The sequence below is a fragment of the Frankia sp. Cppng1_Ct_nod genome (assembly GCF_920656135.1).
GTDB classification, from domain to species: domain Bacteria; phylum Actinomycetota; class Actinomycetes; order Frankiales; family Frankiaceae; genus Protofrankia; species Protofrankia meridionalis.
The window spans coordinates 1-15,183 of record NZ_CAKKTK010000026.1; the positions used below are offsets into that span (position 1 = coordinate 1).

General features: G+C 67.5%; 12 protein-coding genes, 2 tRNA genes and 1 pseudogene. 8 read left to right on the forward strand and 7 right to left on the reverse strand.

What is annotated here, in order from left to right; all coding sequences use genetic code 11:
* Window positions 1-263: 263 nt before the first annotated feature.
* The 3 genes from NBW77_RS09930 to NBW77_RS22795 form a co-directional block, all read right to left on the reverse strand.
* Window positions 264-683 (reverse strand): hypothetical protein, encoded by a 420-nt coding sequence (locus NBW77_RS09930; RefSeq protein WP_131748908.1) that lies wholly within the window; start codon window positions 681-683, stop codon window positions 264-266.
* A complete protein-coding gene (locus NBW77_RS09935) occupies window positions 680-1,126 on the reverse strand; it encodes a MarR family winged helix-turn-helix transcriptional regulator (RefSeq protein ID WP_131748906.1) in 447 nt (148 codons plus the stop codon). Before NBW77_RS09935 ends, NBW77_RS09930 begins: the two co-directional genes overlap by 4 nt.
* Window positions 1,127-1,275: 149 nt before the next feature.
* Window positions 1,276-1,467 carry a hypothetical protein gene (locus NBW77_RS22795; RefSeq protein ID WP_207387199.1) on the reverse strand — a complete coding sequence of 64 codons (192 nt, stop codon included), beginning with the start codon at window positions 1,465-1,467 and terminating at the stop codon, window positions 1,276-1,278.
* A 256-nt stretch (window positions 1,468-1,723) separates the two neighbouring features.
* Between NBW77_RS22795 and NBW77_RS09945 the strand changes: the two genes are divergently transcribed.
* From NBW77_RS09945 to NBW77_RS09955, 3 genes and pseudogenes are all read left to right on the forward strand, one after another.
* Window positions 1,724-4,270 (forward strand): hypothetical protein, encoded by a 2,547-nt coding sequence (locus tag NBW77_RS09945; protein ID WP_131748904.1) that lies wholly within the window; start codon window positions 1,724-1,726, stop codon window positions 4,268-4,270.
* A gap of 116 nt (window positions 4,271-4,386) precedes the next feature.
* Window positions 4,387-5,658, forward strand: coding sequence for an Ig domain-containing protein (locus tag NBW77_RS09950; protein WP_131748902.1), 1,272 nt, complete (start codon window positions 4,387-4,389; stop codon window positions 5,656-5,658).
* Window positions 5,659-5,760: 102 nt separating this feature from the next.
* Window positions 5,761-6,136: pseudogene (locus NBW77_RS09955) on the forward strand (transposase); the annotation flags it as partial.
* A gap of 126 nt (window positions 6,137-6,262) precedes the next feature.
* Here NBW77_RS09955 and NBW77_RS09960 read toward each other — a convergent pair.
* Window positions 6,263-6,335, reverse strand: a tRNA-Arg gene (locus NBW77_RS09960).
* A gap of 215 nt (window positions 6,336-6,550) precedes the next feature.
* Window positions 6,551-6,775: a DUF3039 domain-containing protein gene (locus tag NBW77_RS09965; RefSeq protein WP_131748962.1), complete on the reverse strand. Its 225-nt coding sequence runs from the start codon at window positions 6,773-6,775 to the stop codon at window positions 6,551-6,553.
* Between the two features lie 210 nt (window positions 6,776-6,985).
* On the opposite strand from NBW77_RS09965, the gene NBW77_RS09970 reads away from it, so the two are divergent.
* Complete coding sequence (locus tag NBW77_RS09970; protein WP_250279614.1) at window positions 6,986-7,708, forward strand: metal-dependent transcriptional regulator; 723 nt, start codon at window positions 6,986-6,988, stop codon at window positions 7,706-7,708.
* Window positions 7,709-7,756: 48 nt separating this feature from the next.
* Here the strand turns inward: NBW77_RS09970 and NBW77_RS09975 are convergent, their stop codons facing one another.
* On the reverse strand, window positions 7,757-8,857 hold the full coding sequence (locus tag NBW77_RS09975) for a C40 family peptidase (protein WP_131748900.1): 1,101 nt from the start codon (window positions 8,855-8,857) through the stop codon (window positions 7,757-7,759).
* Window positions 8,858-9,287: 430 nt separating this feature from the next.
* On the opposite strand from NBW77_RS09975, the gene NBW77_RS09980 reads away from it, so the two are divergent.
* The 4 genes from NBW77_RS09980 to NBW77_RS09995 all read left to right on the forward strand — a co-directional run bounded on the left by NBW77_RS09980 (window position 9,288) and on the right by NBW77_RS09995 (window position 13,633).
* Window positions 9,288-10,628 carry an ammonium transporter gene (locus tag NBW77_RS09980; RefSeq protein ID WP_131748898.1) on the forward strand — a complete coding sequence of 447 codons (1,341 nt, stop codon included), beginning with the start codon at window positions 9,288-9,290 and terminating at the stop codon, window positions 10,626-10,628.
* Window positions 10,622-10,963, forward strand: a complete 342-nt coding sequence (locus tag NBW77_RS09985; protein WP_284346915.1) for a P-II family nitrogen regulator — start codon at window positions 10,622-10,624, stop codon at window positions 10,961-10,963. The genes NBW77_RS09980 and NBW77_RS09985 overlap by 7 nt, the downstream gene beginning before the upstream one ends.
* Window positions 10,964-11,027: 64 nt before the next feature.
* Complete coding sequence (locus NBW77_RS09990) at window positions 11,028-13,370, forward strand: [protein-PII] uridylyltransferase (protein WP_131748894.1); 2,343 nt, start codon at window positions 11,028-11,030, stop codon at window positions 13,368-13,370.
* 173 nt (window positions 13,371-13,543) lie between these two features.
* A tRNA-Ser gene (locus NBW77_RS09995) sits at window positions 13,544-13,633 on the forward strand.
* 16 nt (window positions 13,634-13,649) lie between these two features.
* Here the strand turns inward: NBW77_RS09995 and NBW77_RS10000 are convergent.
* Window positions 13,650-15,170 (reverse strand): site-specific integrase, encoded by a 1,521-nt coding sequence (locus NBW77_RS10000; RefSeq protein ID WP_250279615.1) that lies wholly within the window; start codon window positions 15,168-15,170, stop codon window positions 13,650-13,652.
* Between the last annotated feature and the right edge of the window lie 13 nt (window positions 15,171-15,183).

Below are 15,183 nucleotides of genomic sequence, written 5' to 3' on the forward strand. Positions count from 1 at the left end.
GGTTGTCTGCGCGTCAACGGCCGTGAACCATGGTTCGACTTCGGTCGGCGTCCCGGTGACGTTCCAGGTCACTGTGAAGCCGGCAGGAGGATTCCAGGCCAGGTCCAGCAGACCGCGCAGCCGGAGACCTCCTGGTCGGGCCGTAGGACACCCTACTCAACGGGTCAGTTCGGTGGTCACTCGCGGAGAGCTCAGCCACCGACGTCAAGACAGGGTATGTGAAGCCCTCCGCTTGGGATGGAACGAAGAGTCGATGATCGGCCTCAGGTGAGGGCGCCAAGGACGGCAACGATGTCTCTGTGGTTGAGGTAGGCGAGGATTCTTGGCCCGCCGTCCTCTCGGCGGAGCAGGAAGGTGGACTCCAACCGCAAAGGTTCCTCATCGCCACGGTCGGCGTCCCAGTCCGATGTGACGAGAACGTGGCGGTCATCGAGGTCGAGTTGTGCTGCGCCGACGCATCGAGCGTTTCCGACACCCGCCGTTTCGAACATCCCGCGCCGATAGGGCAACGAGGCGACGAACGCCTCGCGCGCGAGCACCATCGCACGGTTGGGGTCGGCGACAACGAACTGATCCGCGAACTGCTCGCCGCTGTCCGATTCTGGTTCCGCGCCACGGCGCTCGAACTCGGTCAGGAATTCGCGGATATCGGAGTCGAGTGGTTTCCAGGCGGAGGTGATCACAGTTCTGCGGCCACTTTCTCTAGGAGGTGGATGGTCGTGACAAGATGGGCGCGTTCGGTGTCGTTGAGCTGGCTCTGTAGGACCTCGTGGATGCGTTCGAGCACCACGGCGTCACGATCGCCCAAGGATCGGCGCCCGTCGTCCGTGATGGTGACGACCACACGGCGCCCGTCCGAGGGGTCCTTCGTTCGTTCGACGAGTCCGAGGCGTTCGAGGTGCCTGAGGGTCTCGGCGATCGCAGGCCCCGTGACTCCCTCGCCCTCGGACAAGGCCCCCGGCGACGTCGGCCCTGAACGGTCGAGACGGTCGAGGATGCCGAGTTCGAGGAAGGCCAGACCCTCCCCGCCATCAACGAACAGTCGCCGTATCCGGCGGGCCAGTCGCCCGACCGCGAGCCGAAGTTGCCGTGCGGCGACCGGATCGACCCCGCTGCTATCTGCCATATACCTAGTCTAGCTTAAGTAGTTCAGATTAGCTAATGACGACGTCACGGGCTGACGCCGCGAGGGAGGATGGACGGGCCCGCCTTCGTCTCCGCGACCGGCGTGCGCGTGGTCCGTTCATTACCGCGAACCCCATCGCGACCAGCCGCTCATTCACCTTGTCCGGCCCGGATCCGGCCCTTCGACGTCTCGACGTCGGCCACGTGGTTGGTGCCTACGACCCAGAACTGGGCAACGAAGTCGTCGGCCTCCATGGTCCCGGGCGGGCTACCGCCCTCGCGCAGCGGCGTCGCGTATCGGGTCGATCGCACCCGGCGCAGCGTCTTCGGTTCTCGGAGCACGCCCCTACTCTGCCGGTCCGACTGCCGGTCCGACTGCCGGCTCAGGCTGCCGGCTCAGGCTGTCAGGTCGACGAATCGGGCCCAGCCCCGTTGTGATCATGGCTAGCCCTCCGGCTCCGAATGGAACGGAGGCCCCGTTCTACCCCGGTCACGCGATTCTTCAGGCTGGCTACCTGGCCGTTCACTTTGTGCATCAGAATGCGATTACTACTTATCCGCATTCGCGCCATCGAGCAGCTTCACTCCTTCCTGACAGGTGGTCCAGTTCAGCACTCACCAACCCTCCGAGCATCGAGCCGGCACCCGGCGGGCCGCCCACCAGGTCGGGCTCAGCGACCCGGCCAGCACCGCGCTCGCCGGCCCCGGCTCCACCCAGGTGTCTTGCCTGCTGATGCAGGACGCCGTCGCGGCGAAGGTCCTTTCCGCGGCGCAGGGTGCGAACCCCGGCATCCTGACCGGCAAGGTCGCCCTGTTCGCGAACCCCTTCCTGGACGGCAAGGAGGAGGCCCTCGTCGTCGACACCAACGACCGGCTGACCTACCTGCAGCGCTCACCCACCGAGACCAGCTGGCTCCAGGTGCTGGTCACCGACAGTACCGGGGTGCTGAAAGCCGACGAGGTCGTGGTGGTGGTCCATCCGCGCGATCTCACGATCTGGGCGATCTACACTCCTGGGAAAGGCGGTCCACCCGAGGCGCTCAAGCTCGTTGCCACCACCAAGGACGGCGTGACGAGCTGTAGCTGGCAGAGCTTGCCCGACATGATTACCGGCGGGCTGGGGTACCCGGTCGTTGGTCTCAGCAAGATCTCTGTCTCTTACGACGCGCGGACCCCGTGGATCACCGGCATCGACACGAGTACCGGCCGTGTCGTAGCGGTCTCGGCGATGATGAGCGGAATTTCCTGGTTCAGCTGCGTCGCCTACGGTACGTCGTTCACGACGCAGGGGCCCGTGTCCGAGCTGGCGGGTGGCCGGGCGGGCGTGCGGCCGAGCAGGAAGGGCGGTAATGCCTTTTCCCCCTTGTGCTACCTGCGCATCGGAAACAGGCTCGTCCGCTACGACCCCGCCACGGAGGACCCGCAGACGATCGCGACCGACGTGTCCCGGATCGTCGGGGTCTTCCGGTCTTACTCGGTGCCCGACGTCGGCTGTGTCTACCTCGACACAGCTGGGAACCTGATTACCGTCAACTTCTACCAGGGCGGCTTCCCGTCTCCGTACCCGGTGACCAGCACGACGCCCGGCCTGGGCTTCGTCACGGCGAGCTCCTGGGTCGACGTCAACCAGATGCTGCACGTCTACGGCATCGACGCCGCGGACACGCTCAAGGTGCTGCACCAGGTGTCCTGGGCCGCCAAAGGCATACCCGTCTGGTCCCGGTCGCGGGTCGAGAATCCGGCCGCGGGCACCGTCACCGTGCCCTCCTGCGTGGGGCTGGTACCCAAGGTGGCGGCGTTTGCGCTGGACCCGTTCCCGGACGAGCTGCCGAACCAGCTGGTGAAACTCGCGGACACCGCGTCGCCCGACGAGCAGGTCAGCTTCTACACCCAGGACATCACCTCGGCGCGCTGGTCGCGGGACAAGGTCCGGCTGCCGTCCACCGGCGACCCGCAAAAGGTGACCCACTACGTCAGCTCGGTCACCGTCCTGGACCGGCGCGGCACGGCGATGCCCCTCCTCCCGGTCAAGGTGTCCGCCGAAACCCTCGCCGAGATCCAGGTGGATGGGGCCTCCTACCTGGTCGGCCCCGGCCACAGCGCCTCGCTGGCCACCAACGCTTTCGGTCGGATCACCATCGCGACACCCGCCGACAGCCTGCTGCCCGCCACCTTGCACGTCGACGCGGTCGGCCTGCGAAACGGCGCGGTCATCCAGCCCGCCGCGGCGGTCCACGACTACCTCGGCGGCACCGGGACGCTGCCCTCCCAGCAGGGGTTGTTCGACGAGGAGGCGCTCAAGAAAGCTAAGATCGTCGAGCCGGGGCACGAGGACTCGATCCACGCCGTGGTGACGCATTCCAAGCAGGTCTTCGCCCTCGCGGACGGCAAGCCGCTGGTCTCGCACCTGTTCACCGGGGCTGGCCCGGCACCGGGCATCCACGGCTTCGCGGTCGGCCCCACACCCGGCGCGCATCTGGGCCAGGGGCCGCACCCGGTCGTCTACCGCGAGTTCGACACGCCAGAGGCGCTCGCCGCGCACCTGGACGCTATCCAGGCGCTGCCCCAGTACGGCGGCGTCTGGGAAGACTTCGCCAACTGGGCCGGGGACGTCTGGCAGGGGATCAAGAACGGCGCGATCCGCGTCTACGACGTCGCCGTGGGCGCGGTCACCACGGTCTTCATCTGGGTCGGGGAGAAGATCCTACGGCTGGTCAACTTCGTCATCAACACCGTGGAGACCGCGGTGCGTGCCGTCGAAGCGGTGTTCCGCCAGGTCGTCGAGACGGTCGGCAAGGTCGTCGACTGGCTCAAATCCCTGTTCGCCTTCAAGGATATCTGGGAGACCAAGCAGGCCCTGACCGACGGGATGAAGACCATCATGTCCTACGGTGCCGCGACGATCGAGCACTTCGGGGGCGTGGCCGACGGCTGGTTCCAAACGAAGGAAGCCGAGGTCACCCGGTACTTGAACGAGCTCAAAGTCCAGTATGCCGGGCGTCCCCTCGGTGACGCCGGCAACCGGGTCCCGGCGCTGACCGACGCCTCGGGCCATGGCCTGACCGCATCCGACCTGCGGGGCAACTCCACGGCGCGGGGCCGCTCGCCGACTCGCCAATACTCGCGGCCTGGAACGCCTTCCTGAAAAAGCTGTCCGAGACCGGTATCACGGACACGGTCACCAGAATTCTGGGCGACCTGAACGTCATCATCACCTCGATCGTCGACCCCCGGGACTCCGACGGCGCGGCCAAAACCACTGTGCCCGCGTTTATCGACATCCTCGAAACACTGACCGTCAAGGTCCTGCAAGCCCTGGACAGTCTGTTCAAGCTGTTCGTGAGCCTGATGCGGGTCATCGCGGACCATCTGGCGGACGTGCTGGACCATCCGCTGCCCGCCGGCCCGCTCAACACCCTCTACCGTTGGATCCAAACCGAGAGCGAGATCGCGGATCCCGAGGACGTGACGCTCGGCGGTCTGGTCTTCCTGATCGCCGGGTTCGCCGTCACCACGTCATACAAACTCATCCACGGCGTCGACCAAGCGCCCTTCCCTGGCGGCCGGTTCCCCGCCATCCCGGCCCCGCCGTGGCACTCCGCCTATGATCCGTCCCAGGAGCTCGAGACGGTCCCGGACCCCGAGATGAACGCACGCATGCAGGGGCTTCAAGGCGTGTGTGGTTTTTGCGGCCTGTTCGGCGGTTTCTTCGATCTGGCGGCTGACCTCGTCCCTGCCGTCGGCGCAGGAACGCTCCCCAAGGGGTTGGACGCGTTCGTCGCGGCCGGCTCGACAATCCTCACCGGATTCATGTTCGGCGCGGTGACCTCCTGCCCGCCGGTCACCGGCACCAGCTGGAGCGCCGCGGGCGGGAAATGGTCGCAGGCGTTTCTCGTCTCCTGCATGAGCGTGCTGGCGTCCGCCGGCGCGATCTTTGCCGACCGGAAGGACGATGCCGACACCTCGATCCTGAGGAACACCGGCAAAGTGGTCATAGGGCCAATCACCGTCGGGACCCTGTCCGTCGCCTACATGATCCTCTGCGGCCTGGCCTCCGATATCGACGGCACCAACCCCTACACCGAGGCACAGATCCTCCTTTCAGCGCTGCCCGGAGGGTTCCAGTTCCTCCGGATCGGGATAGGCAAGGGTTCCCTGATGCGAGCCGGCGCCGTCGCGGCGCTAGACGTCGTGTCGACCGAAGCCTCGGCCCTCATGCTCATAGTGGCCGCCCTCACAGAGGGCCCGGCAGTCGACAAGAGCCAAAAGCTGCCGAAGGGCAAAATCGGGAGCCCGTACTCGACCCCGATCAAGGCAACCGGCGGCACCCATCCCTACAACCAGCCGCTGAAGGACTGGCAGATCCGCACCGGCTCGCTGCCCCCGGGGCTACGCCTTGACGCGAAGACCGGTGTGATCAGCGGAATCCCCACGACCGCCGGCACGTCGAGCTTCTCGGTCTGGTGTTCTGATTCCTACGGGCCGCCGCAGTTCTCGAAGCCCGTCACACTGTCCATCCAGACCGAGGCCTGAGCGCATGTCGCCTCCGCTGGTCCACACTGCGTCGTCACGAACAGTCGCACCCCGGTGAGAGGAATGCTTGGAACCTGTGGATCGGTCGGGAAGGTACGGTCCGTGTTCACGGTGGTCGAAGACGGTGGATCGGATGAGAGCGGCTCGGCGGGGAGACCGTCGCTGATCGATGAGATCGTGCGGGAAGGCGCCTGCCGGATGCTCGTGGCGGCGTTGGAAGCGGAGGTGGATGCCTCCCTGGCCGGTGAGCGGGATGAGCGGGGCCGGCGGCTGGTTGTGCGTAACGGTCCATGCCCAGCCCAGGACGGTGATGACCGCCGCCGGCGCGGTGCAGGTGACCGCACCGCGGGTCAGCGACAAGCGTGTCGACCCGGTCACCGGCGAGCGGCGGCGTTCCTCCTCGGCGATCCTGCCGCCGTGGTGCGGTAAGTCCCCGAAGATCGCCGAGGTGTTGCCGTTGCTGTACCTGCTGGCACTGATCGGGGTCCGTGCGGATGGCCGCAAGGAACTGATCTACAGGTCTTGACAATTTCTTACTTCTACCTGCCAGCTGAGGCACCCGGCCAGGAACTGGGAGAAAAGGTTCGACCACTGTACGGTTCGGTGCCCCTGGCAGGAATCGAACCTGCGGCCTACCGCTTAGGAGGCGGTCGCTCTATCCACTGAGCTACAAGGGCGGGTGGGTCGCGAGGAGGTGCCGAACGTCGGGCAGTACCTGACGACGCTCAAGCTTACGCATCATCGTCGTTCACGTGCGCCCGGCATGTCGCCGACCCCGGTCGGTCACGAAGGCGGCACCGGAGGCGGCACCGGAGCCCGTCCGCGACGACACGGACGCCGAAGTCCTCACGAAGATCGAGGACGTCCGTGCCGTGGCACGTCGCCCGTCCGGTCAGCCGAGCTGTTCGGCCATCTCGACGAGTTCCTTGCACCTCGGGCACACTGGGAACCGTTGGGGATCACGCACCGGCTCGAACTTGTAGCCGCAGAGCGCCGTCACCCTCCCGCCTTCGATGGACGCCCGGACGATCTCCTCACGGCGTGCGTAGTGCGCGAAGTCGTTACCCTCGTCCGTACCACTGTGGGTGGTCTCCGGAACGATCTGAGTGGAGCTCATACCCCGAGTGTAGGACGCCCCAAGGTTGTGGAGACCGCCGAACCACCCTGCCCGCACGCCTCCGGCGACCCGTCGGCCGATGCCCTCGACCCGCCCTCGATCGATTCCACGCCCACCCGTCGGTAGACCGTCCGACGTGCACCCGACGGCCTGCGTCCAGCCTGGATTCCCGCTGACGGGCGTACTCTGGAAGCTCGACGAAGGAGCCCGGTGACTGGACTAATCGACAGTACCGAGATGTACCTCCGCACCCTCTACGAGCTGAGGGAGGAGGGCATCCCACCGTTGCGTGCCCGCCTTGTCGAAAGGCTCCACGTCAGCGCGCCCGCAGCCAGCGAGTCCACCTCTCGGCTGGCGAGCGAGGGTCTGGTCGCGCTCGCCGATGACCGCACCGTGCAGTTCACCGAGAAGGGGCTGACCCGGGCTACCGCGGTCATGCGTAAGCACCGCCTTGCGGAGCTTCTCCTTACCAAGGTCATCGGTCTTGACTGGGCGCTGGTCCACAACGAGGCGTGCCGGTGGGAGCACGTGATCTCCGACGAAGTGGAGACACGGCTCACCAAGATCCTTGGTGACCCGAAGAAATGCCCGTTCGGCAATATCATCCCGACCGGCTCCTTCGACCGTTCGGCAGGCCCGCGCCCGTCCGCGCCGCTGAGCCTGCTGGCCGCCGCGGACATCGCGGGCTCCAGGACGACCCCGGTTACCGTCAGCTGGATCTCCGAACGGCTACAGACCGACGAACGGGCCATGCGCCAGCTCCGCGACGGTGGCGTCGTACCAGGTGCCACGCTCGCCGTCCGTGGACACGGTGACGTCATCGAGATCACCTCGCCGGAGCAGACAGCGGGGAAGGCTGCTACCGCCATCGAGATCCCTCGTCGGGGAGCGGGACTCGTCTACGTCGAACGTTCCACCGCGAACGCGGCCTGACCCCCCGGCTCCCCTGCCGGGCCATCCCGCCTCGTCCGGAGACGGGGTTCACCCACCGGGCCGGACCGCTCCCACGTACGTCGTCCACCAGACCGGTTCAATACGGATCACGGTTCCCGTACGCGGCGCATCGATCATCTCCCCATCGCCGATGTAGATCCCGACATGGTGCAGGTCCGCACCGAAGAAGACCAGGTCCCCCGGTATCAGCTCGTCCCTGGAGATTCGGCGTCCCTCGTTCCACTGGGCACCGGTGAAGTGGGACAGGGCGACTCCCGCCTTCGCCCACACCCACTGGGTGAGCCCCGAGCAGTCGAAGGTGTCCGGGCCGGCCGCGGCCCACACATACGGCTTGCCGAGTTGTGCGCGGGCCTCGGCGACCGCGACGGCCGCGCCGCCTCCGCCGCTGACCGCGGGCGGCATCGACGCCGTGATCGTGGCGGCGGTGAACCCGCGGCTGGCACGGTCGGTCTGCTCACTCAGGCTGCGTAGCCGCTCCTGCTCGGCCGCCGCCTGTTGGGCCTGGACGGCGGCGGCTTCGGCGGCTGTCTGCTCGCGAGCCTGGCGCGCGGCGGCCTCGAGTTCCTGCGCCTGACGGACGAGGTCGGCCTGCCGCGCAACGAGTTCGTCCAGCAGAACCTGCTGTGCTGCGACGGACGCCGTGATGCGCTTCTTCTGTTCCTCGAGGGATGCGACCTGCCGGCGTTGCTCGTCGAGGGTCGCCTCGGCGACGGCACGGGCATCGGTGAGGTCGTGACGAGCCGACCGCAACGCCACCTCGGCCGTCTGCCCGCGCCGGGCGAGCGCATCCATTGCGCCTGCCCGGTCCAACGCGGTGCCGGGATCACCGGACAGCAACACCGACAGCTGTTCAAGGCCACCGGACTGATAGGCGATCGATCCCAGGGCGCGGCGCTTGTCCACGGCGGCCCGGACAGCGGTGTCAGCGCGCTGGACACTGTCCGCGGCAGCCGACGCGGCCTCCTCGGCGGTGGCGAGACGTAGCCGCCCGGCGTTGAACGCCTCGGTCGCGGCCTCGGTCGAGCCGGCCAGTTCGGTCAGGCGCTCCTGAGCACCGGCCACGTCGCCGACGATCTTGTTCATGTCGTCGTCGGCCCGGGCTGGAAGTGCTGCGGCCGGTACAAGCATGATCCCACCGGTGATTGCACCGAGCAGACCGACGGCAACCGGAGTCCCCGCGAGAGCGCGGCGTCGGGGTCTCAGAAGATCGGGTGGCCGTCCACGGGATCGCACAAAAGCATATGAATCCCCATAACCGGTATAATTACATTCGACGTCCGAGGTGTCACACACAGAGAGGCACGGTAACTCCTGGCGGCGGTAGCATCACGCAAACGCGCCGGTCGACACAAAGAGTCATGCCATGTGCGACACATAGCTACCCGATCAGACCATGGGCTACCCAATTCGGCGATTTCACACATCAGAAACGATAAAGCTACCAATTCGCAACAGATCCAATCGACTCTTCGGCCGAAGGATCCGGGACGGCGGATGTGGCCTCGAACCGGGGCGAGCATAGGCCGCGCAGGCGCGCGGGGCGACCGACAGGAGAGATATGAACCCACAGGAGATACAAGCGGGCATCGCAGGCGCGCTCTCGGCCGGCAACACCGCATGGATTCTGGCCGCGTCGGCGCTGGTGCTACTCATGACCCCCGGTCTGGCGTTCTTCTACGGTGGCATGGTCCGGTCGAAGAATGTCCTCGGCATGCTCATGCAGAACTTCTTCTGCATGGGAATCGTAAGCGTGGTGTGGGTGCTGCTGACCTACAGCATCGCTTTCGGTGACGCCAACCAGATCATCGGCGGCTTCCACTTCGTCGGTCTCCAGCACATGACCGAAGCGGTACCAGGCGGACTGGGCGCGACAATCCCTCCGATCGTGTTCGTCTCCTTCCAGCTCATGTTCGCCATCATCACGCCAGCACTGATCACCGGCGCCACCGCGGACCGGTGGAAGTTCGGGCCGTTCATCGTCTTCGTCACGGTATGGGCGATCCTCGTCTACGCCCCGGTGGCGCACTGGGTGTTCGCGCCCAGCGGCTGGCTCGCCAAGCGCGGCGCCGAGGACTTCGCGGGTGGAACGGTCGTGCACGCCAACGCCGGTGCCGCCGCTCTCGCCGTCGCACTCGTCCTGGGTAAGCGGCGCGGCTGGCCCGGTGGCGACTTCCGGCCCCACAACGTCCCGTTCGTGCTTCTCGGTACCGGTCTGCTGTGGTTCGGATGGTTCGGCTTCAACGCCGGATCCGAGCTCGCCGCGGACACCCGCTCCGGCTACGCGTTCATCAACACCAACACGGCGACCGCCGCGGCGCTGCTGGGCTGGCTGATCGTGGAGAGGATCCGGGACGGCAAGGCCACCGCACTCGGCGCCGCCTCCGGCGCGGTCGCCGGCCTCGTCGCCATCACTCCCGCCTGTGGTTTCGTCTCCCCCCTCGGCTCGATCTTCATCGGACTGATCGCCGGCTCCGTGTGTGCCCTGGCCACCGCCATCAAGGGCAAGGTCGGCATCGACGACTCGCTCGACGTCGGCGCCGTCCATCTCGTCGGCGGTGTTCTCGGCGCTCTCCTGATCGGTTTCTTCGGCACCAGGGACACCTACGACAACACGACTCTCAGCAGCCACGGGGATGGCATCTTCTACGGCGGTGGCGCCAGCCTGCTCGGCAAGCAGGCGCTCGCCGTCGTTGCGGTGGTCGCCTACTCGTTCGCGGTGTCCTACGTCCTCGCCTTCCTGCTCAACCTCGTCTACAAGATGAAGCTGACACCGGACGAGGAGCAGGAAGGTATGGACACCGTGCTGCACGACGAGTCCGCCTACGAGTTCGTCTCGCTCGGCGGCGGCTCGGCGGCGTCCCTGTCCGCGGCCAAAATCGCTGAGGAGTCAAAATCGTGAAACTCGTGACCGCGGTCATCAAACCGTTCAAGGTGGAGGACGTGAAGGCCGCGCTGGAAACCCTTGGGGTGCACGGCCTGACCGTCTCCGAAGTCCAGGGCTTCGGCCGGCAGAAAGGCCACACCGAGGTCTACCGGGGGGCGGAGTACAAGGTCGACTTCGTCCCGAAGATCAAGATTGAGGTCGTCGTGGATGACGAAGCCGTCGAGGATCTGGTGACCGCCATCGCCACATCCGCACAGACCGGCAAGATCGGCGATGGCAAGATCTGGGTGGTACCGGTCGACACGGTCGTACGGGTCCGCACCGGCGAACGTGGATCGGACGCGCTGTAGACCTTGCGCCTGCAATGGCGACCACCCTGCGAACGGCCTCGGTGACGACCCTGCGCATGCAGCGGTGACGAACCGACTCGCAACACTGCTGGGCCGGTCCGACGAGTTCAACGGAACCGTCGGACCGGCCTTGCGTCACGCCCTGGTGGAAGTGGCCGACAGTGCGCTGCTCGATCTGTTCGGCGACCCGGGCGCCGGCATTGCCCTCATCGCGGTCGGCGGCTACGGGCGCGGCGAACCCGCCTTCGGCAGCGACCTCGACCTCGTGCTCGTCCACAACGGCCACCGGGACGACATCGCCCGGGTCGCCGACGAACTCTGGTACCCGCTCTGGGACGTCGGCGTCGGCCTCGATCACAGCGTTCGCACCATCGAGGAGGCCGTCACCGTTGCGGAAAATGACCTCAAGGTCGCTCTGGGTCTACTGGATGCCCGCCTGATCGCCGGTGATCAAACCCTCGCGGCATCCCTGCGCGACCGCGTCCGGACCCGCTGGCGTGCCGGAGCACCCCGCCGGCTACCCGAACTCGCGGACATGGTTGCCGAGCGGGCCCGGCGCCACGGCGATGTCGCCTTCCTGCTCGAACCGGATCTGAAGGAGGCCCGCGGCGGGCTGCGGGACGTCCACGCCCTGACCGCGTTGGCCGCCGCCTGGGTCGCCGAAATGCCCTCCGAGCGGGTGCTCGCCGCCTACCGGATGCTCCTCGACGCCCGCGGTGAGGTGCGCAGGCTCGCCCGCGGCCGGGCCCACGACCGGCTTCTCCTACAGGACCAGGACACCATCGCCGCCGCCCTGGGCTATCCCGACTCGCTCACCCTCGCCCACGCCACCGCGGACGCGGGCCGCACGATCTCCTGGACCTGGGACGTCACCTGGTACCGCGTCGCCTCCGGTTTGCGGTCGTCCTCGCGGTGGCGCCGCGGCCGTCCGGTCCGCCGTCATCTCGACGACGGTGTGGTCGAGCAGAACGGTGAGGTGCAGCTCGCCCGGGAGGCCGACCCCACCCGCGACCCGACCCTGGTGCTGCGAGTTGCCGCCGCGGCCGCGCGGGCCGACATTCCCATCGGGCGGTTCGCACTCGACCGGCTCGCCCGGGAAGCCCTACCGATGCCTGCGCCATGGCCGGCCGCGGCGCGCGACGCACTCGTGACCCTGCTGGCGACCGGAACACCCGCGGTCGGTGCCCTGGAATGCCTTGACCAGGTCGGACTGCTCGTCCGGCTGATCCCCGAGTGGAGCCGGGTACGCAGCAAGCCGCAGCGCAACCCGTATCACCGTTTCACCGTCGACCGGCACCTGATGGAGACCGCCGCGGGGGCGGCGGCGTCAACCCGTACCGTGGACCGGCCCGATCTGCTGCTGCTCGGCGCTCTGCTGCACGACATCGGCAAGGGCTGGCCCGGCGACCACACCGACGCTGGCGTCCGGGTCGTGGGTGATCTCGCCCCTCGGCTGGGCCTGCCCCCCGAGGACGCCGATGTCCTGGTCACGATGGTGCGCTACCACCTGCTGCTTCCCGACTCCGCGACCCGCAGGGACATCGACGACCCCGCGACCATCGAGGCGGTCGCGCGCGCCGCAGGCAGCCCGCGGGTACTCAGCCTGCTGCATGCCCTGACTGAGGCCGACTCGCGCGCCACCGGCCCGACGGCCTGGAGCCCATGGAAGAGCCGACTGATCGGCGATCTGGTGACACGTGCGCTGGCGATCTACCGTGGCGAACAGGTACCGAGTCCGCCCGCGCTCAGCGACCGGCAGCGGACGCTGCTCGCGCTCCCCGACGACTGCACGGACGACTACGTGGTGGAGGTCAACCCGCTCCCGGACGACGGGATGTTCGAGATCGTCGTGGTGGCGCCCGACCGGCCCGGGCTACTCGCCGCCACCACCGGGGTGCTCGCCCTGGGCCGCCTGGACGTGCGTCGCGCGTCCGCCCGAAGCGCGGGTGGACGCGCCCTGCTGCAGGCGGCAGTGGCGACCACGGCCGGGTCGGCGAGGATGCCCGGCGAAGCGCCCAGCCCAGCGAAGCTACGCGGTGACCTGCGGCGGGCCCTTGACGGAACACTGGACGTGGAGGCGAGGATCGCCGGCCGAGAACAGGCATATGCCGGGGTGCGACGCTGGTCCACACCCGCACCACCCCAGGTGATCTTTGACGACTCCGCGTCCCTCACCGTGGTCGAGGTCCGCGCCCCCGATCGTGCCGGCGTGTTGTTCCGGATGGTCCGCGCGCTGTCGGACGCCGGGCTGAACGTCCATACCGCGATCGTTGCCACGCTCGGCCTCGACGTGGTGAACGCGTTCTACGTCCGGGAGACCGGCGGCGGCACGGTGACCGGCCGGACCCGGCGCGAGGAGGTGGCGAGCACGGTCCTGGATGCGCTACGGGTACCGTCCGAGCCCTGAAGGTCGGACCTGCCGTGGGTACGGCCTGCTCCCACACGCCGGGCCCGTGCCAGATGGTTGCTGGGAGACGGCACCACCGATGATCCACGTAGTGTGCGTGACACAGCTCACAATAGTGGGAGGATGCCAACAAGATCGCGGCAGACGTGGTGGCTATACTCAGAACGCACGTTGGAGGCTTCGCCTAGTCCGGTCTATGGCGCCGCACTGCTAATGCGGTTGGGGGTAACGCCCCCTCCCGGGTTCAAATCCCGGAGCCTCCGCCCTTGGTTACTGTTGTCACAACTCTCGATCAAGGCTCTGGCCAGGAGGAACGTCAGCCCCGGTCGGGGCCTTACTCGTCTCGGCGGTCGTTGTGGGCACGTTGTGGGCACGTCTGCGCGGGACGGCAGCCGCGACGACCTCGGCCGCGCGCTGGCCGGACGACCTCAGCAGGTGGACGTAGAGGCTTCCCGTGATCGCGGGCGACGAGTGACCGAGGCGCTTGGACACGAGGGCGATGTCGACTCCTTCGGCGAGCTGGATGCTCGCGGACGAATGGCGAAGATCATGAAGCCGCCGGCGTGACAGCAGCCGCTCGCCGAGATCGTCACCCACCCCGAGGTCGACCGGCAACGGCTCGGCCAGGTGCAGCAGCGCCCGCGAGCCTCGCATCCCGGTCACCCCGATCACGGTCATCTCGCCGATCGCCTCCCGGTCCCGGTAGAGCGTCCACGTACCCTCGGCCGGGCGGTAGCGGACACCCACGACAACCTCTGTCGCCCCCGCCGGTGCCGCCTCGCGGATCGTGGTGCACAGGCCCACGCGCCGCGCGATCTGCTGCATCCGCCTGGTGACGAACTGCGGGTCGAGGTACCGGCCGTCCGGCCGGGTGAACATCAACCCGGACAGCTTCACCGGGTGCCCGTGCTCGTCGGGCAACGTGCCATTGTCCCAGCCCGGACCGACGACATCTCGTTCGTTGTCCTGGCGCAGCTTGTGGGCCAACAGCGACCCGAGCGTCGTCGCGTCGAGATCGACCAGGCGCTTGCCGCTACGCGTCTTGGGCGGCCACACGCCGTACTCGGTGTCGCGCTTCACGATCTGCTGCGTGATCCTTAGAACCGACCTGTCGACGGCCAATCCCGGCCAGCTCGCCCCGCACGCCTCGCCGCGTCGAACCCCGTGTAACGCGATCAGCTCGTACATCGCGGCCAGGCGGTCGCTCGCGGCCTCATCCAGGAACGCCCCGACCTCGTCGGCCTCCCAGGGCTCGACCTCTTGCCGGGCGTACTCCGGCAGCTCGACGCCGTCAGCCGGATTGAACGGGATCATCCGCTGGTGGACGGCATCGGTGAGTGCCGTCTTGAGCATGGCGTGCACGTCGGCGATCGTCGCTGGACCTACCGGCCGGGCGCGGGTCGCGTTGGACTCCTCGATGCGTTGGTAAGCGGCGGCGAGGTGGTCGGACCGCAATGCGGCCAGCGGCATTATGCCGATGTAGGGGCGGATATGGAGTCGGATGTATTGCTCGTACCGACTCAGGGTCGTCGGCCGGAGCCTGCGCTTCCCCGGTAGCCACAGGTCCGTCAAATAGGTGTCGACGGTCAGGCCGCCGATCGAGCGCTGCCCAGCGCGAACCTTTGCCAACTGCTCGAGGCCGTCGTCCTCCGCCGCTTTTGACGTTGCGTACCCCGAGCCACGCAGCCACTGTTTGCCGACCAGAGGGACGAGTTCGTCGGGCACTCGCAGCCGGAACGACCACTTGCCGTGGCCACGCTGCTTGAGCTTGGGGCATGCAAGGCCAAGCTGCTTGCCCAATTCTGAGCGGCAC

Excerpts from the sequence above, each read along its gene's own strand:
- NBW77_RS09935 (WP_131748906.1), bottom strand. The coding sequence starts at position 1,126 with ATGGCAGATAGCAGCGGGGTCGATCCGGTCGCCGCACGGCAACTTCGG.
- NBW77_RS09965 (WP_131748962.1), bottom strand. The coding sequence starts at position 6,775 with ATGAGCTCCACTCAGATCGTTCCGGAGACCACCCACAGTGGTACGGAC.
- NBW77_RS09975 (WP_131748900.1), bottom strand. The coding sequence starts at position 8,857 with ATGCTTGTACCGGCCGCAGCACTTCCAGCCCGGGCCGACGACGACATG.
- NBW77_RS09980 (WP_131748898.1), top strand. The coding sequence starts at position 9,288 with ATGAACCCACAGGAGATACAAGCGGGCATCGCAGGCGCGCTCTCGGCC.